The following is a 17,351-nucleotide window of genomic DNA, read 5'->3' on the forward strand; positions in this document are numbered from 1 at the left end:
ATGTCCGGGCAGTTATCGAGGATTGGCCTCGCAGGCGCTTTTCTGGGGATCGCCCTCGGGCTCAGCCCCGTGGTCAATGCGCAAGACGATGGGCAGCAGGCCAGTGCCGAGATCCGTCGCACCCGTTTTGGCGTACCGCATATCCGGGCGCAGGATGAGCGCGGGCTGGGTTATGGCATCGGCTACGCCTACGCCCAGGACAACCTGTGCCTGCTGGCCAATGAGCTCGTCACGGTCAATGCCCAGCGCTCGCGCTATTTCGGGCCCGAGCGCAGGACGGTGGAGCAACGGGAGAACCGCGTCAGCGATCTGTTCTTCAGTTGGCTCAACACGCCACAAGCGGTTTCCGGTTTCTGGCAGGCCCAGACGCCTCAAGTGCAACAACTGGTCGAAGGCTACGTGGCGGGCTACAACCGTGCGCTGGTCGAGCGCAAGGCCAAAGGCCTGCCCGAACAATGTGCCAGCGAGTGGGTGCGACCGATCACGGCGCTGGACCTGGTCAAGTTGACCCGTCGGTTGTTGGTGGAAGGCGGCGTTGGCCAATTCGCCGAGGCCCTGGCCGGCGCGCAACCGCCCCAGGCGAGCGCGCTCGCGGGCACCCCGGTCACGGGTTTCGCGGCCGCTGCAACCCGGCAGCAGCGTTTTGCCCTGGAGCGCGGCAGCAATGCGCTGGCCATCGGCAGCGAGCGCTCGTTCAATGGTCGCGGCATGTTGCTGGCGAACCCACATTTTCCGTGGCTGGGTGGCATGCGTTTCTACCAGATGCACCTGACCATTCCCGGCAAGCTGGACGTCATGGGCGCGGCGCTGCCAGGCCTGCCGATGATCAATATCGGTTTCAGCCAGCACTTGGCCTGGACCCACACCGTCGACAGCTCGAAACACTTCACCCTATACCGCCTGCAACTCGACCCTAAGGACCCGACCCGCTATCTGCTTGACGGCAAGTCTGTGCCGATGAGTCAGCAGACGGTCGCGGTGGACGTCAAGCAACCTGATGGACAGGTGCAGACGGTCACCCGAGTGGTCTATGGCTCGCAGTTCGGCCCGATCGTGCAATGGCCTGGCCGGTTGGACTGGGATAACCGGTTCGCCTACAGCCTGCGGGATGCAAACCTGGAAAACGATCGCGTGCTGGCGCAGTGGTACGCCATGAACAAGGCGGTCACGCTCAAGGATCTGCAGGACGCCGTCCATAAGATCCAGGGCATTCCCTGGGTCAATACCCTGGCGGTGGACGACCAGGGGCAAAGCCTTTACATGAACGTGTCGGTGGTGCCGAACGTCGACGCCGAGAAACTGGCCCGGTGCAGCGATCCCCGGGCCGGGTTGCGACTGATCGTGCTGGATGGCTCCCGCAGCGAGTGTGCCTGGAGCATCGATTCCAAAGCCGTGCAAAAAGGCACCTATGCCGCCGACAGGCTTCCGCAGTTGCTGCGCCGCGATTATGTGCAGAACTCCAACGATTCAGCTTGGATGGTCAACCCTGCGCAGCCGCTGTCCGGTTACTCCCCACTGATCAGTCAGCAAGGCCAGCCCCTGGGACTGCGGGCGCGTTTTGCGCTGGACCGGATGAGCCAATTGGCCAAGAGCGGGCCGGTGAAGATCGAGGATTTGCAGCGCATGGTCATGGACGATCAGGTTTACCTGGCTGACCAGGTGATGCCGGACCTGCTCGGCGTGTGCGCCGGTGACCTGGGGGCCGATGCTTCGGCATTGGTCGAGGCTTGTGCCAGCCTCAAGGCGTGGGATCGCAAGGCCGGCCTGAATAGCGGCCTGGGGTTCGTGCATTTCCAGCACATCATGGACCGCTTGCAGGCGGTGCCGGATTCATGGCGCGTCGCGTTCGACCCCAAAGACCCGCAACACACACCGCGTGGCCTGGCGATTGAGCGGCCAGCCGTGCTCAAGGCCGTGCGCGATGCCATGCTGGCTTCGGTGGAGACGGTGAAGGTCGCCGGCTTGTCGAAGGACAGCCAATGGCAAGACGTCCAGGTGGCCAGCAGCGGCAGCCGACAGACACCGATTCACGGCGGTCCCGGGGAGCTGGGCATCTACAACGCGATCCAGAGTGTGCCCGGGGCGGACGGCAAGCGGGAGGTGGTCAGCGGGACCAGTTATCTGCAAGTGGTGACGTTTGACGGCAACGGTCCGCAGGCCCAGGGGTTGCTGGCATTCTCCCTCTCCAGCGACCCGGCATCGCCATATTCGGCGGACCAGACCCAGGCCTTTTCGCAGAAGCAGTGGAGTGTGCTGCCATTCACTGAACAGCAGATCAAGGCCGATCCGCACTATCAAGCGTTGATTATCCGCGAGCGTGATGAGACGGGCAGGGTGGCTACGCAATAGCCGCTGGTGAGCGGTCACATTCAAACGGAATGTAGACTGATCCACCGCCTTCGCGAGCAAGCTCGCTCCCACACATAGGATCGGTACCAGCCTGTGATTTCCCGGCCAACACAGATCCCCAGTGGGAGCGAGCTTGCTCGCGATGACGGCGGCACATTCAACGTCGAGGCAAGCTGACCCGGGCTATCGCGAGCAAGCTAGGCTCCCACAGAGAAAAGCTGTCAGTGAGTGGCTGGTCGTTGCCCGATGGAATTGAGAACCGGGTTGCCGTCCTTGTTCTGGGTCAGGTAGACCGGCAGCACTTTCGGCAGCGAAGGCACCAGGTTTTGCACTTCGCTGATGTTGTAGACACCACCGATACGCAGGCCCCCGGTGCTGTTGTCGGCCAACATGACAGGCCGGTCGAGGTAGCGGTTGATCAGCGGCAGTGCATCGCTCAGGGCAAGGTTATCCAGCACCAGTTTGCCGTTGCGCCAGGCCAGCGAACTGTCATTGGCATCTGTCTCACGAACTTGCGGTTGTTGGTCGCCTGCCTTGTAGCTGGCCTGCATGCCCGGGAAAAGCGGCAGGCCGTCACGGCTGAGTGCCTGGTTGCTGGTCACCCTCACCGAGCCCTCCAGTAGCGTGATCCGTACCTGGTCCTGGTACATCCATACGTTGAAGCGTGTACCGGTCACACGCACCTGGCCTTGGCCGGCCCGAACGACAAACGGGTGCTGTTTGTCATGGCTGACGTCAAAAAACGCCTCACCCTTTTTCAGCGTCACCCGGCGTTCGTTTTTGTAGTTGGCAAATACCAGCTCACTGCCCAGGTTGAGTTCGACCTGGCTGCCGTCACCCAGGGTGATATGACGTACGCTGGCGCCCGCTTCGAAGCGCTGGTAGGAGTTGGCAACCCAGCCCAGATTCCAGCCGGTGTAAGCAGCCAGGGGCATGCCCACTACTAACACCGCAGCGGCGACCGCCAACCGGCTCCAACGCGACTGGGTGCGGCGTGCTGGAGCCGTCGGCGTTGACTCGACACGCGGCAGATGATCGGCAACAGCCCAGATCTCCAGCATGGCTTCGTATTCGAAAGCATGCAGGGGATCGGCATCGTGCCATTGCTTGAACGCCTGCCGTTCGGCATGGGTGCAATCGGCGGCATGCAAACGCATGCACCAATGGGCAGCGGCATCGGTAATGGCGTCGTATTCGGCTTCCGAGAGGGGATGTTCGGTCATTGACTCTTCCTGGTTTGCCGCATTCTAACCTTCGGCATGAGCTGCCGAGAACAACCGTCATGGCGTTTACGCATCAATCGCCTGTTTTTTTACACAAACACTCGTTGTCGCCTACCGTCGCATACATTGCGTGAAAAAAAGATCAACCACCCAAACCGTTCATGGCACGGTAGTTTTCCGTGGTGGAGTGGGGTCGAGTTGGCGTCCCAATTCACAAATCAAGAGTGTGAGCGAGTCGGCGTTGCGAAGTATGACGTCGATGCGCTTGTCCGGCAAAATCGAATCGAGAAAATCATCGCGAGCGTTATCCATGGTTCTGGCGCCAGTAATCTTCAGGATTTCCCGGGTGATTTGACTGTATCCAGGCAACAGCTCCAGCTTCTTGTAAGTGTTATCCGTGCTGTCCCACTGCGTGAACAGTTTTGACTTTGGTGTGGTCAATGAAAGCCCGTTGAGTTGCAGGTCCCTTTGCTCGTCGTATCGCAACTTTCCGGCGTAAGTCGCTGTTGAAATCAAATCGAGAAATGGCAACGCGGCGTCCAGGTAGATGATGTCGAACGTATTGAACAACTGATGGGAAATTTCGTGGATGAGGGTCGCTCCCTGGGCATGCGCATCGACATTGAAGAACTCGGGTACGACGGCCTTGTACCAGTCCAAACCCATGTCGAAGAAAAACTGCGTGATATAGATTCTTCCGACGGCTGCCGGCTCGAGTACGAAGGCGGTTGCTCGATCTTCCATGTGCTTGAGGTTGCCGATCACGATGCGGTCGGCATTCTGTTGCGCCCAGGATGGATCGGCCAATGCCCGGCATATGGGCGAGATCGCCGTCTCTATCTTGCTGATAAGACGAGCGTCGACGCTGTCGACCCCAAAAAACAACCTCATGAAATTATCCAGCCGAGAGCCCGCAAGTGGTTGTCGCTTGAATTGAGCAAGGTTGTGAAGGGCGTTGAATGAATAGAACCTCGCGGTCTCCAGTGCCTGCACAATTGCGTTTGCACGGTGCGGATATTTCCTGCGTATCTCAGCCATGCCCTTTGCTTCGATATTCAGTGAGCCCTTGGCCTTGAAGTCGCTGTAGGTGACGGCCATTTTCGATCCGGCTTTGCCGAAGCGTATGGTCTGGCGTTGTGGATCGAGTTCCCATGTCCGGTCGTCAGGCGACTTTCTCAATAACGGCCCCTCTGCGTGCTCATGCACGATTCGCCAGGTTTGGCCGGCTTTCGCTACTTGGAAGACTTTGCCGGCAAGGGGGATATAGAGCCTGCCGTTTTCCAGTGCCTTGTAGGTGCCGTCGATCAGGTCTGGTTGCAGATCCGACAGGCTGATACCCATGGCCTCGAAAACGCTCAAGTCGGTTCGGATCCGGGCGGTGGAAGCGATGTCCTTCCAGCGATTGGCCAACGTAGCGCCTTGCGAAAGCGGTTCAATGGGATCGAGAAGACCGAATGTATCCTCGCGATTCATCAGGCCCAGCGACACCATCTCGGCAGCGCCGGCGATAAAATCGTGCAGGCCTGTTTTCCAGTCATGCTGCTGCAACGCTTCGGCTGAAGTCTTGAAGTCCTGGTAGCTTTCCCAAAGCGTTTCGATAAAAGTCAGTTTGCCCGACAGTTGCCTCCCCACTGACTTGATGCCGGAGCTGAACAGGTGCAGGACCGTTTCCCAGTCAAACTGTCGTTTTTCATTGGTTTGTGCGCTCAGCATGTCCGATAACAATGCTGCGTTGTCGTCGAACAATGTGTCGAACAGGTTGGTCTGGATAGGGTTCGAGGCCAGGGTGATTTCCGATCGCTGCCCGACGGTGGCGGCGAACAGGTGCCTGAATGTGGCCTGCTGGTGCTCGGGAAGCCGGCGAATCAGCAGGTTCTGAAGTATCCCTGGCGTATTGAATGCGGCAATGACACTCGCTTCATCCTTGAATTCGGTGAAGTGCTCCCCCTCGTGGTAGGGCGAATACAGGACCTGAGGACTTGTCGCATCGACGCTCGAGCCGATCAAGTAGAGCCCTTGCGCTTTGACCGGCACTGCACCACCGGTCTTGATCAACTCCAGCGGGCGAATAAACGCGTTGGCACCCTCAACGGCTTTGCGAGCGACGGCATCGGGCATGTCCACCACCTGGCGAATCAAATCAAAGGCCAAGGGGGAGAGGTGTTGTTGCAGATAACGTGCGTGAGCGTATTGCAGCAACTGCCAGGGCATTTGTTGGCGGAAGGCCGTTTTTCTTTGCCGGGCCTGGGCAGTGGGGCCGGACAGTTTCTGCGCCACCTGATTTTTAAAATCGGTCGAGATATTCAACGAGGACAGCATCTGCCTGACGGTGATCTCGTTCAGGCCGTCCGGCAGTTTCTGCGTGGACGTTGAAGAAACCTTGAATCCCTCCCGAGTCACTTCGATGTGATGCATGGCGAAGTCGGTTAGCGAACTGGCCGGTCCGACTATGGCGAGGTTTGGTGTGATCTGGAGGGTGTCGGGGTCAAGGTTGTTTGCAGCGAAGCGTGCGCTCAGCAGTGCTTTCAATTTATTACGCACATAGGTGCGCAGCGGCTCGATACCGTCCAGATAGTCCTTGCCATCGACCACGCTGTTTTTATATTGCTCAAGCAACTCGACGTGCAGGCGTTGATCGTCAAGTGCCGCCGTACCGAGCCAGGCGGGGAGTTGCTGTTGCTGCTTATTGGCCCGGGCAATGTGGGTGGCGCGCTTGAGATTGGTCGGCGCGCCTTTGTCCAGCAATGCCTGAAGGCTTCTCGACAGAGCCTTGCCGGTCAGTTGCCAGCTTCCGGCTTTCAAGGTGCTCAGATAAGCATGCTCGGCCTCAAAGTGTTTGATGAACGAACTCATCCGATTCACCAGCACGTTGTCCTCGATCAGTTCATATGCCTGGAGTTGATAGCGTCCATGAGGTTGGCGTTGGGCCGGGGTGAGGTTGGCGAGCAAACCAAAGCGTTTTCGGGAATCGAGCAGGTGCCGATTCAATTGCTGGGTCGCAACATCTACGGACGAAAACGCCTGCAAGCCATCGGCGGGCGTCCACAGGATGGCCATACCCGAATAGGGGGTATCGAGGCCTCCGCGCTCAGTTAATAAAAAACAGTTGGCAAGGGGCAGATAAACCGTTCGGTCTTCTTCGCTACAGGCCAGCGTCAACGAATAGACATCCGGCCGGAAGCCCCGGACGCCGATCCGTTGGGCACGGTCCGGGTATTCTGAGTCGTAGGCAAAAACCGTTCTGATCAGGTCATTGGCAATCGACGGCAGGCTCGCGTTAAGTGCCCTGAGTTCGGCCTCGGCCCGTATCCCCAAGGAAAAAACATTGGTCAGTTCAGCCAGTAATTGCCGGAGCCCATTGTGCAGCGAAACGTTGTGGGAGGTCGGCAACCGGGTAAAGAGGCTATCGAAAGCGGCTTCGACATCGGTGTAGCTCTTGACCTTTCTTTGCATCTGATCAGCCATGAAGTTGGACGGGCGCAGACTTCCATGAAAAGCGGGATGAGTCCCCCAGTGTCCGGCAGTAGGCGGGTCCAACAGGCTTTTATTGATGAAGGTGCGTATATCCAACGCCTTGTCGATGAGCGCGTGGATGTCGACATCGCCCTGGCGAGACATTTCCAGTGCGTAATGAAAGTTATTCTTCTGTTTTTCGATGATGGCGTTCGCCAGGGATTCGGGCACTGGCAAATCCAGCGGCTTGCCCGAAATCTGTGGCTCGTCAAAGCGCAGGAAACGGTTGCGCTCTTCCAGGCTCAGCAGGCTATAGAGCGCTTCCTTTTGTGCGGTGCTTGCGGGGTTGCCGAACAGCGCAGCCTTGAAACCTGGAGGGTTGTCTATCTTCTGAAGACCCTGCATGGGGGTGTAGAGATAGTTGCCTTTGGCGCTGATCATCAAGGAACCTGCAAGTTCTACAAAGTGCGGCTCATATTCCCAGAGGCGAATCGTTTCGATGAACAGCAGTGTTTCGTCCCGGCGGGAGGGCCTGAACAATCGGAGCAGTTCACGACTCTGTTCCTCCGTCAGTTGTCTTTTTTCCCGCTCGACCAGGATGGTTGCCCAGAGTCTGTCGTGGATGACTTGGGAAAGCAGTTTGCGCCGAGACATATAAAAGTGGGTCGTCGTGTTCTCCCAGAAGGCATCAATGCAACCGATAAGCGTTGGAATCAGTTTCCTGGCAATGTCTTTTATGATGTTTTCCCATCGCTGCGGGCTGTAGGACGATGCGGGCGTACCCGGGTGAGTCAGATCGATGTCATGCCCGACAGGCCAGCCCTGATGATGGAAATAGCCCAGGATGGCATCGCTCAGTGGAAGGCTTTCGGTCACCTGGATGGCCCTTGGATTTCCTGGGTAAGCCCCCTTGCTGAAGGCCACGCGGATCTGTCGATGATCCAGGTCTGGCAGCGCCTCGTTCAATACCTGGTCAAGCATCGATCTTAACGAGGGCAATTTGATCAGTTCATTCACCATGGCCAGGGCATTGAGACGCTGGGCGTGCTCGATGGATTCGAGCTGGGTCTTGAAAACATCCTCTTCGATGAGTTGCCGGGTCTGCCTGATGTCGGTGGTGCTGTTCAGTTCGCTGCGTTGGGAGATCGACAAGAGACGAAACAGGTCGTCGCGTTGCGCAGTGTCCCGGCGCATCTGGTCAATCTGCTCGTCGAGGGATGCCAGGTTGTCGAACTTTTTTATGCCGCCACTTGGCGTGTAGAGGAACGCCGGGTGGGTGCTGGTCTTGCTGCTGTTCGACGAGGCGCTGAGGACAAAGCAGCCGGCCAGTGCAATGGGCGGTTTTTCATCGGCTTGCAACAGAATGGTTTCGGCGAGCATCGGGGGTGTCTGCGCTGCGCGCTGGGTGTGGTCGGGCAGGGCGATGTGCTGCAACCAGTCGAGGTCTGCCTGCGTCAGTCCGTGGGTTGCGGTCAATTCGTCCAGGCGATGGGCGTGCAATACCTCGGGAAATAAAAGTGGCGTGGTTTCAGTGAGCATCGTTGCTTCTCGATCGGGGCGCCTCAAAGCGGCGCGAACGTGGAGGAAGCCGCCAGACTAGGCAACGATGAATGAGCCAAGGTGGTACATAGTTACCGCATGCTGGTTTTCGACCTGCCAGGCCGGGCAGATGCCGCGGGCAAGGATTGACAGTGCGCGTCTGAAACGGTGTTTAATCACCTGGCGGGTCCCTTTACGCTGTTGCTACCTCCAACAATCATTCTGGAGCTTCAGATGTCTGTGCCATCCGATCATGCCGCTTCTTGCACCTTGTCTTTCGATGCTCTGGTGAGCTTGCTGGAGAAAATTTTCCTGCGTCATGGCACGTCGACCGAAGTCGCTCGGTGCCTGGCTGAAAACTGCGCCGGGGCCGAGCGCGACGGCGCCCACAGCCATGGGGTGTTTCGCATTCCCGGTTATGTCTCGACACTCGACAGCGGGTGGGTCAACGGCAAGGCCGTGCCGATGGTCGAGGACGTCGCTTCAGGGTTTGTCGCGGTGGACGCCTGCAACGGGTTCGCCCAGCCCGCCCTGGCCGCGGCGCGTCCATTGCTGGTGGCGAAGGCCCGCAGTGCCGGTATCGCCGTCCTGGCCATTCGCAACTCCCATCACTTTGCCGCCCTCTGGCCGGATGTCGAGCCGTTCGCTTATGAAGGCCTGGTGGCGTTGAGTGTGGTCAACAGCATGACGTGTGTGGTGCCCCATGGCGCGGATCGCCCATTGTTCGGCACCAACCCCATTGCCTTCGCCGCACCACGGGCTGACGGTGAGCCGATTGTCTTCGACCTCGCCACCAGCGCCATTGCCCACGGCGACGTACAGATTGCTGCACGCAAGGGCGAGTTGTTGCCACCAGGAATGGGCGTGGACAGCCTCGGCCAGCCGACCCGCGACCCCAAGGCGATTCTCGAAGGTGGAGCGCTCTTGCCTTTTGGCGGGCACAAGGGCTCGGCGCTGTCGATGATGGTCGAGTTGCTAGCGGCTGCCCTGACTGGCGGCAATTTCTCCTTCGAGTTCGACTGGCACAACCATCCGGGCGCCAAGACCCCGTGGACCGGTCAGTTGTTGATCGTGATCGACCCGAGCAAGACCGCCGGGCAAAACTTCGCCGAGCGCAGCCAGGAACTGGTCAGGCAGATGCATGGCGTCGGGTTGCGGCGCTTGCCGGGAGACCGTCGCCATCGCGAACGCAGCAAATCCAATGAGCATGGGATTAGCTTGGACGAACAGACCCTGGCGCAGTTGCGCGAGTTGGCAGGGGGTTGAACAATTCGCTGTGGCGGCCAGCCTGGCTGCCACTGCCTTGCCGTGACACGCTGCGCCAAGCCTTCTACTATGACGGCTTCTTTTCTGTGGAATCGCCTGGATGAGTAAGCCCGGCCAAACGGTGCTGGTTGCGCTGCGCAAGATGATCGCCTCGGGCGAGTTGGCCGCTGGCGAGCGTCTGATGGAAATACCCACGGCCGAGTTGTTCGGCGTATCGCGCATGCCGGTGCGCATGGCGTTCCGCACCCTGGAGCAGGAAGGGTTGCTGGTGCGCTTCGGCGGACGAGGTTTCCAGGTGCGTTCGGTCAGTGCCGAACAGATCGCCGGGGCCGTGGAGGTGCGTGGCGTGCTGGAGGGCCTGGCAGCACGGCAGACGGCCGAGCACGGTTTATCTGAAGAGGCCCGTGCGATACTCGAGCAATGCCTGGCGCAGGGCGATGAACTGTTCGCCAAGGGTTATGTGACCGAGGATGACCTGGAGGTCTATCACGACCTCAACATGCGCTTTCACCAGGTGATCGTCGAAGGCAGCCACAACCCGGCGATTGCCGATGCCCTGGCCCGCAACGATCATCTGCCATTCGCCTCAGTCACCGCCCTGGCTGTGGATCGCCAGAACATGGCCGGCGAATTTCGCCGCTTCAACTATGCCCATATGCAACACCATTCGGTGTTCGACGCCTTGATCAACCGCCAGAGCGGCCGCGCCGAGGCAATCATGCGCGAGCATGCCAACGCGACCCTGCGCTACGCCGAAGTGTTCGGCTCGACACTGGCTGACGAGCGGATGACGGTGATTCTCCGTTCGGAGTGAACGGCCCGGATGACTGCTGTATTTGTGTAGCCAGCACGCATCCCCTGTGGCGAGGGAGCTTGCTCCCGCTGGCCTGCGAAGCAGGCCCTATATCGTTCAGGTAAATCGCATTGTCTGGTTTGCGAGTGCTGCGCAGCCGAGCGGGAGCAAGCTCCCTCGCCACGGGATTTGGGTGCCTGTTTTCCGGTGGTTGTCAGAGATCCAGCACCAGTACCGGGGTTTTCGACCTGGAGCAGCACGGCGTGAACTGGTCGTTGCAGGCCTGTTCAGCCTCGGTCAGGAACATGTCCCGATGCTCTGGTACACCTTCCAGCACGCGGGTCAGGCAGGTGCCGCAGACCCCTTGTTCGCACGAGATCGGGATCTCGATGCCATGGCGCTCCAGCGCCTGCACCACACTGCAGTCCGCCGGCACGTCGAACACTTGGCCGCTGCGGGCCAGCTTGACCGAAAAACTGCCATCGGCACGGGTGTCGGTAGGGGCGGCGGCAAAGTATTCGCGGTGCAGGCAGGCTTCCTGCCAGCCCTGGCTTTTGGCGGTGTCGAGGACGTGTTGCATGAACCCGCCGGGGCCGCAGACGTAGAGGTGCACATCGTCACTCGGCGCGGCCAGCATCCTGGCGGCGTCCAGCAGGGTTTCCGGTTCTTCATCGAAATGCAGGAAGACCCGGTCGGCATAAGGCGCCTGGCGCAGGCGCTCGACAAAGGCCGCGCGGTCGCGGGCGCGGGCGCAGTAATGCAGCTCGAACGCGGCACCGCTCTGGGCCAGGTGCTCGGCCATGCACAGGATCGGCGTAATGCCGATGCCGCCGGCAAACAGCAGGCTGCGCCGGGCTTGCGGGGCGAGAGCGAACAGGTTACGCGGCTCGCTGATGTGCAAACGCATGCCTGGCTGGATCAGCTCATGCAGGCTGCGCGAACCACCGCGGGACGCCGGATCCTTGAGCACGCCGATGAGGTAGCGATGCCGCTCCTGGGGATGGTTGCACAGCGAGTACTGGCGAATCAGCCCGCCGGGCAAGTGCACATCAATATGGGCGCCGGCGGTGAAGGCCGGCAGCGGCTCGCCATCGACACGCGTCAATTCGTAGCTGCAGATATCGAGGGCTTCGTTGTGTCGCGCCGCGACCTGGACTTCGATCATGGCCGTTGCTCCACCTGTTGTGGTTGATGGCTGCTGGCGATCAACCCGGCCTGTGCTTCCCGTTCTCGTGCGATCCAGCGCTCCAGCACCCGGCGGGACTGTACGCCGCCTGCGTCGATGTTGAGTTTGAGTAAGTTGCGTTGCGGATGGTCCAGCAGGTTGCGCTGTTGGCGTTCGAGCATTTCCAGGTCTTCGCTGAAAATCTTGCCTTGGCCTTCGCGAATGGACGCGGTGAGGGCTTCATCCTGCGGTTGGAAGTGCCGGGCCATGCCCCAGAAGTACCAGATCGACGTCTCGGTTTCTGGCGTAATGAAATCCACCACGATGCTCGACGCCTTGAATTGCGGCGCGGCGTGATAACCGCCGTTGCCGGCATGGGCCACGCCGACTTCGATCAGCACATGGCTGGGCGGGGTGAAACGGCAGATCTGCCAGCGATCCACTGGCACGTCATCGGCCAGATTGTTGCCGCGCAAGGCCATGCGCCAGAACGGCGGGGCCATGATGTTTTCCATGTGCCGGGCGGTGACCACTTCATCGCCATCGACCGTGGTCACTGGCGGCGCCTCGTCGATTTCCTTCTGGCCGATGCTCGAGGCGTGGACGTAGGTTTCGTGGGTCAGGTCCATCAGGTTGTCGATCATCAGGCGATAGTCGCACTGGATATGGAACAGGCCGCCACCGTAGGCCCATTCATCGCTTTCAGCCCATTCCAGATGATGGATCAGCGCCGGGTCGGCCTGCGCCTGGTCTCCGGGCCAGACCCAGATGAACCCATGCCGTTCCTGTACTGCAAAAGTCTTGTTGCAAGGGAAGCCTCGCACCCGTTGCCCCGGCATCTCGACGGTCTTGCCGTCGCAGCCCATCACCAAGCCGTGATAGCCGCACACCAGGTTGCCGTTTTCGACATAACCCAAGGAGAGCGGGGCGCCGCGATGGGGGCAGAAGTCTTCCACCGCCGCGACCTTGCCTTCATGCCCCCGGTAAAAAACCATCTTCTCACCACAGATCTGGCGACCCAGGGGCTTGTCGGCGATTTCATCGGGGGTGCAGGCAACGTACCAGGCATTTTTGGGGTACATGAGGGATCTCCAGGCGGATGTTGTTCTTGTCTGTGGATCCATTAACTCTCTTAACTAATTTCGTTGTCAACGGTATTGCGGCGTAAATGACCAATTTATCTGATCAGTGGATCCATTAGTGGGCGATTGGCGGTCACATCAGAACCGATAGGCCGCTGGCACCTGCGCTTCGATGAACCGCTGCATGTGCTCCAGAAAACTGGCTTGCAGCTTGGAAACCGGCCCCTGAACGGGCAGGAGCATGCTGAAGTCCATTTCTATCGCCGGTTCGAAGGCACGGAAGACGATGCCCTGGCCGCGGTACTCGACGGCGCTGATGGCATCCACCAACGCCACGCCGAGGCCCTGTTCGACGAACGCGCACATGGGCAGCGAGAGCTGGGTTTCCAGGCGCAGTTCGCGGTCTATGCCATGGGCGGCGAAGATCGCATCGATGTGCTGGCGTGAGGCAATCGACTGCGGGTAGGAAATGAACGGTTCGCCCTGCAAGTCTTCCGGGCGGATCGTCGCCTGGTCCTGCAAGCGATGGCCGGCGGGCAGGGCGCAGAGCATGCGCGTGGCCAGCAATTTTTCGGCACGAGGGCTGGGGTACGTGTTGGGCAGCACGATCAGGCCCAGGTCGCAGCGCTGGCCCACCACCAGGTCCACGACTTCCCGGGATGAATGCACCACCAGCGATATCTGCACTTGATCGTGTTCGGCCATGAACGCAGCAATCGCCCGGGGCACGAATGACAACCCCATGGCCGGTGCGCAGGCAATGTGCAGTGAACCGCGCTTGAGCGTGCGGATGTCCTGGGCCGTACGCGCAATGCGTTCCACCCCCAACAACGAACGCTGCACTTCCTGGTACAGGGTCATGGCCTCGGCGGTGGGTTGCAGCCGCCCCTTGACCCGGTCGAACAGGCTGAAGCCGATGTCCTCTTCCAGGCTGGCGATCAGTCGGGTCGCCGCCGGCTGCGAGATGTGCAGCATTTCGGCAGCCCGCGTCACGGTCTGGCCCAGGATCACGGCGCGAAAGGCTTCCAACTGACGGAGATTCATAGCTCGGATCAACCCATAACAAAAAGACATGAGATTGCCAAAATAAAGCATTTTTCAAGGCACTGTCATCGCCCTAGGATCGACCGAAAGCACTTGAACCAGCCATGGGCCGGCGCCTGATTGAATCAGCGGCGCCGAAAACAGCGATCCGAAACCATGTCAAAAACTGATGTCATTGTCGTAGGGGGTGGCCTGGTGGGTATGTCCATCGCCTATGGACTGGCCTTGCTCGGGCGCCAGGTGAGCGTGCTCGACGAGGGCGATGACGCTATTCGCGCCGCCCGGGGCAACTTTGGTTTGCTCTGGGTGCAGGGCAAGGGCTACCGCATGAGCCCGTATGCCCGGTGGACGCGGGAATCGGTGGCGCTCTGGCCTCGATTCGCCGCGGCGTTGCAAGCCGATACCGGCATCGATGTCCATCTACGCCAACAGGGTGGCTTCCAGTTGTGCCTGAGCGACGCGGAAATGGCCGAGGAAAGTCATCGGCTGGCTTGGTTGCGTGACGCCTTTGCTGGCGACTACCCCTTTGAACTGCTGGACGCCGCGCAACTGCGCGCCCGCTTGCCCGGCGTTGGGCCTGATGTCGTGGGCGGCTGTTTCTCGCCCATGGACGGCCACGTCAACCCGCTCAAGCTGCTGCGCTCGCTCTATGCCGCCTGCCAGGTTCGCGGGGTCAAGCTCATCAACGGCCATCACGTCGAGGCTATCGACGCGGGCACCACGGGCTTCGAACTGCGGGCAGGAGAGCAGCGCTGGGCTGCCCGCCAGGTGGTGCTGGCCGCTGGCCTCGGTAATCGGGCGTTGGGGGCCAGGGTAGGGTTGGACGTGCCGGTGCAGCCGAACCGTGGGCAGATTCTGGTCACCGAGCGGCTTGAGCCTTTTCTGCAGTACCCCACTACCTATGTCCGCCAGACCGACGAGGGCACGCTGCAACTGGGTGATTCCCACGAGTCAACGGGCTTCGATGACGGCACCGGCAGCCAGGTCATGGCGGCTATTGCCCGGCGCGCGGTGCAGTGTTTTCCGCGGCTGGGCCAGGTACGAGTGGTGCGGGCCTGGGGGGCGCTGCGGGTGATGAGTGCCGATGGCTTTCCGATATACGAAATGCCCCAAGGCTGCCCGGGGCTGTCGATTATCAGTTGCCACAGCGGCGTGACGCTGGCTGCCGCCCATGCCTTGCGCTTGGTGCCCTGGATCGCCGGGGAATTCGATGAGCCGGCGGTGAAGCCATTCGGGTTGCAGCGTTTCAACCTGCAAGCAGAGGTGCGTCATGTCGGCTGACAGTCTGTTCCGGCCGCTGGCCTCGGGAGATCACACCGTGCAGATCGAATTTGAAGGCAGACCGCTCACAGTGCCCGCCGAGGTATCCCTGGCGGCGGCGCTGCTGGCCTGTGGCATTCGCCACACCCGCGAAAGCGCGATCAACGGTCGCCCCGGCGCCCCTTATTGCTTGATGGGCGTGTGCTTCGAATGCCTGGTGGAAGTGGACGGACAAGCCAATGTCCAGGCTTGCCTGGTGCCGGTGAGTTCCGGCATGCGCGTGCGGCGCCAACGCGGAGCCGCGTGCCTGGCACCGTGGCAGGAGGGCGGCGATGAGTAATGCAATCATCGACCTGATCATCATCGGCGCTGGTCCGGCGGGAATGAGCGCTGCGCTCGAAGCCAGGGCCCACGGCCTGTCGGTCGTTGTGCTGGACGAGCAGGCCAGCCCAGGCGGACAGATATATCGCCAGGTGCTCCAGGCTGACGCTCGCCGCCGCGCCGTGTTGGGTGACGACTACGTGGCCGGGGCAAAATTGGCCGCCGACTTTCTGCAATGCGGTGCCCGCTATCTGCCCAACGCAGCCATCTGGCAGGTGACGCCGCAGCGTCAGGTGCACTACCTGTTCGAGGGGCGTGCCGAAGTCTTGCAAGGGCGCCATCTGTTGATTGCCACGGGGGCCTTCGAACGGCCGATGCCGATTCCTGGCTGGACCCTGCCGGGCGTCATGACCGCCGGGGCCGGGCAGATTCTGCTCAAGAGCGCTGCCATGGTGCCGGCCACGCCAGTGGTGCTGGCCGGGTGTGGTCCATTGCTCTACTTGCTGGCGGTGCAATACCTGCGTGCAGGCGTGGCGCTTGAGGCCCTGGTGGATACCAGCCATCGGAGCGATCTGCTGCGTGCCTGGCGGGAAGTTCCCGGTGCATTGCGCGGCTGGCGTGATCTGCTCAAAGGGCTGAAGCTGCTGACGGAGCTCAAGCGTGCCGGCGTCCGGCATTTTCGCGGCGCGCGCAACCTGCAGGTTGAAGGCACGGATCGGGCCTGCGCCTTGAGTTTCGACAGTCAAGGCCGCTCGCAGCGCATTCGCGCCGATTTGATTCTGCTGCATCAAGGCGTGGTGCCCAACACTCAGGTCAGTTGGTCATTGCGCCTGGAGCACGACTGGAGCGAACAACTGTGCTGGATTACGCGTCGCAATCAATGGGGTGAAAGCAGCGCGCCGGGCATTTTTATCGCCGGTGACGGTGGTGCCATCGGCGGTGCCCAGGTGGCGCAATTGGAGGGGCGCCTGGCCGCATTGACAATCGCCGGCCAGCCGACGCGCGCGCGCGCCCTGCAGCAGCTGTTACGCCGCGCCCGCGCCGCACGGCCGCTGCTCGATACCCTGTATCGCCCCCGACCCCAGAATCGCATCCCCGCTGATGACGTCACGGTATGCCGCTGCGAAGAGGTCAGCGCTGGCGACATTCGCCGTTACGTCGACCTGGGTTGCCTGGGCCCCAACCAGACCAAGGCCTTCGGCCGTTGCGGCATGGGCCCGTGCCAGGGGCGCCAATGCGGTCTGAGCGTCACTGAAATCATTGCCGAACGCCGCCACGTCGCACCCGCCGAGGTGGGCTATTACCGCATCCGTTCACCCCTCAAACCCATCACGCTCGCCCAATTGGCCGGTGAGCGTCTTTCCCTCGAGGAACCTTCATGAGTATTCAACGCATCGAAAGCAACCCACGCCTGAGCCGTAGCGTCGTGCACAACAGCGTGGCCTGGCTCAGCGGTGTCGTGGCCGCCGATTGCAGCCAGGACATCGAGGGCCAGACCCGCCAGGTGCTGCAGCGGATCGACGAGCTGCTGGCCGCGTCGGGCAGCGACAAGCACAGGCTGCTCAATGTGCAGATCTGGATGAAAGACATGGGCCGGGATTTCGCCGCGATGAACGCGTTGTGGAGCGAGTGGCTCAATGCCACGCAGGCGCCAGCGCGGGCCACGGCCCAGGTGGCATTCGACGACCCGGAGATTTTGCTGGAGCTGATTGTCACGGCGGCGGTCTGAGGCCGTCGGCCGGATCACCGTTGTGCTGTCACCGGGCAGGCGACCACCAGAGCCACCGCCCGGGCTTGTTCACATTGCTGCTGCCATAACGGGCGACTTCTGCGCAGTGCCCGAAATCAATAACATC

At 60.8% G+C, this 17,351-nt stretch carries 12 protein-coding genes; 7 read left to right on the forward strand and 5 right to left on the reverse strand.

Annotation, left to right across the window (positions count from 1 at the left end; translation table 11 throughout):
• Positions 1-2,349 (forward strand): acylase, encoded by a 2,349-nt coding sequence (locus TK06_RS05465; protein ID WP_063321176.1) that lies wholly within the window; start codon positions 1-3, stop codon positions 2,347-2,349.
• Positions 2,350-2,570: 221 nt separating this feature from the next.
• Here TK06_RS05465 and TK06_RS05470 read toward each other — a convergent pair whose 3' ends face one another.
• Together TK06_RS05470 and TK06_RS05475 are read right to left on the reverse strand one after the other, a co-directional pair.
• Positions 2,571-3,572, reverse strand: a complete 1,002-nt coding sequence (locus TK06_RS05470) for a FecR family protein (protein WP_063321177.1) — start codon at positions 3,570-3,572, stop codon at positions 2,571-2,573.
• Positions 3,573-3,731: 159 nt separating this feature from the next.
• A complete protein-coding gene (locus TK06_RS05475) occupies positions 3,732-8,564 on the reverse strand; it encodes a dermonecrotic toxin domain-containing protein (RefSeq protein ID WP_063321178.1) in 4,833 nt (1,610 codons plus the stop codon).
• Positions 8,565-8,798: 234 nt separating this feature from the next.
• On the opposite strand from TK06_RS05475, the gene TK06_RS05480 reads away from it, so the two are divergent.
• The gene (locus tag TK06_RS05480; protein WP_063321179.1) at positions 8,799-9,830 is read left to right on the forward strand and encodes an Ldh family oxidoreductase; all 1,032 of its coding nucleotides are present in this window, start codon (positions 8,799-8,801) and stop codon (positions 9,828-9,830) included.
• 100 nt (positions 9,831-9,930) lie between these two features.
• A complete protein-coding gene (locus tag TK06_RS05485) occupies positions 9,931-10,644 on the forward strand; it encodes a GntR family transcriptional regulator (RefSeq protein WP_063321180.1) in 714 nt (237 codons plus the stop codon).
• Positions 10,645-10,837: 193 nt separating this feature from the next.
• Here the strand turns inward: TK06_RS05485 and TK06_RS05490 are convergent, their stop codons facing one another.
• From TK06_RS05490 to TK06_RS05500, 3 genes are all read right to left on the reverse strand, one after another.
• Complete coding sequence (locus TK06_RS05490; RefSeq protein WP_063321181.1) at positions 10,838-11,788, reverse strand: PDR/VanB family oxidoreductase; 951 nt, start codon at positions 11,786-11,788, stop codon at positions 10,838-10,840.
• On the reverse strand, positions 11,785-12,870 hold the full coding sequence (locus TK06_RS05495; RefSeq protein ID WP_063321182.1) for an aromatic ring-hydroxylating oxygenase subunit alpha: 1,086 nt from the start codon (positions 12,868-12,870) through the stop codon (positions 11,785-11,787). The genes TK06_RS05490 and TK06_RS05495 overlap by 4 nt, the downstream gene beginning before the upstream one ends.
• A 138-nt stretch (positions 12,871-13,008) precedes the next feature.
• Entirely contained in the window at positions 13,009-13,914 is a 906-nt protein-coding gene (locus tag TK06_RS05500; protein ID WP_063321183.1) for a LysR substrate-binding domain-containing protein, read from the reverse strand.
• Positions 13,915-14,070: 156 nt separating this feature from the next.
• On the opposite strand from TK06_RS05500, the gene TK06_RS05505 reads away from it, so the two are divergent.
• From TK06_RS05505 to TK06_RS05520, 4 genes are read left to right on the forward strand one after another with little or no spacing between them, the layout of a single operon-like run.
• A complete protein-coding gene (locus tag TK06_RS05505; protein ID WP_086936577.1) occupies positions 14,071-15,195 on the forward strand; it encodes an NAD(P)/FAD-dependent oxidoreductase in 1,125 nt (374 codons plus the stop codon).
• Positions 15,185-15,514, forward strand: coding sequence for a (2Fe-2S)-binding protein (locus TK06_RS05510; RefSeq protein ID WP_063321184.1), 330 nt, complete (start codon positions 15,185-15,187; stop codon positions 15,512-15,514). The genes TK06_RS05505 and TK06_RS05510 overlap by 11 nt, the downstream gene beginning before the upstream one ends.
• Positions 15,507-16,877: an NAD(P)/FAD-dependent oxidoreductase gene (locus TK06_RS05515; protein WP_063321185.1), complete on the forward strand. Its 1,371-nt coding sequence runs from the start codon at positions 15,507-15,509 to the stop codon at positions 16,875-16,877. The genes TK06_RS05510 and TK06_RS05515 overlap by 8 nt, the downstream gene beginning before the upstream one ends.
• Entirely contained in the window at positions 16,874-17,224 is a 351-nt protein-coding gene (locus TK06_RS05520) for a RidA family protein (protein ID WP_063321186.1), read from the forward strand. The genes TK06_RS05515 and TK06_RS05520 overlap by 4 nt, the downstream gene beginning before the upstream one ends.
• The last annotated feature ends 127 nt before the right edge of the window (positions 17,225-17,351 follow it).

Origin of the sequence: Pseudomonas fluorescens, assembly GCF_001623525.1 — a bacterium.
Classification (GTDB): Bacteria; Pseudomonadota; Gammaproteobacteria; order Pseudomonadales; family Pseudomonadaceae; genus Aquipseudomonas; species Aquipseudomonas fluorescens_Q.

Coding starts and splice junctions, on each gene's coding strand:
- TK06_RS05465 (WP_063321176.1), top strand. CDS start 1: ATGTCCGGGCAGTTATCGAGGATTGGCCTCGCAGGCGCTTTTCTGGGG.
- TK06_RS05470 (WP_063321177.1), bottom strand. CDS start 3,572: ATGACCGAACATCCCCTCTCGGAAGCCGAATACGACGCCATTACCGAT.
- TK06_RS05475 (WP_063321178.1), bottom strand. CDS start 8,564: ATGCTCACTGAAACCACGCCACTTTTATTTCCCGAGGTATTGCACGCC.
- TK06_RS05480 (WP_063321179.1), top strand. CDS start 8,799: ATGTCTGTGCCATCCGATCATGCCGCTTCTTGCACCTTGTCTTTCGAT.
- TK06_RS05485 (WP_063321180.1), top strand. CDS start 9,931: ATGAGTAAGCCCGGCCAAACGGTGCTGGTTGCGCTGCGCAAGATGATC.
- TK06_RS05490 (WP_063321181.1), bottom strand. CDS start 11,788: ATGATCGAAGTCCAGGTCGCGGCGCGACACAACGAAGCCCTCGATATC.
- TK06_RS05495 (WP_063321182.1), bottom strand. CDS start 12,870: ATGTACCCCAAAAATGCCTGGTACGTTGCCTGCACCCCCGATGAAATC.
- TK06_RS05500 (WP_063321183.1), bottom strand. CDS start 13,914: ATGAATCTCCGTCAGTTGGAAGCCTTTCGCGCCGTGATCCTGGGCCAG.
- TK06_RS05505 (WP_086936577.1), top strand. CDS start 14,071: ATGTCAAAAACTGATGTCATTGTCGTAGGGGGTGGCCTGGTGGGTATG.
- TK06_RS05510 (WP_063321184.1), top strand. CDS start 15,185: ATGTCGGCTGACAGTCTGTTCCGGCCGCTGGCCTCGGGAGATCACACC.
- TK06_RS05515 (WP_063321185.1), top strand. CDS start 15,507: ATGAGTAATGCAATCATCGACCTGATCATCATCGGCGCTGGTCCGGCG.
- TK06_RS05520 (WP_063321186.1), top strand. CDS start 16,874: ATGAGTATTCAACGCATCGAAAGCAACCCACGCCTGAGCCGTAGCGTC.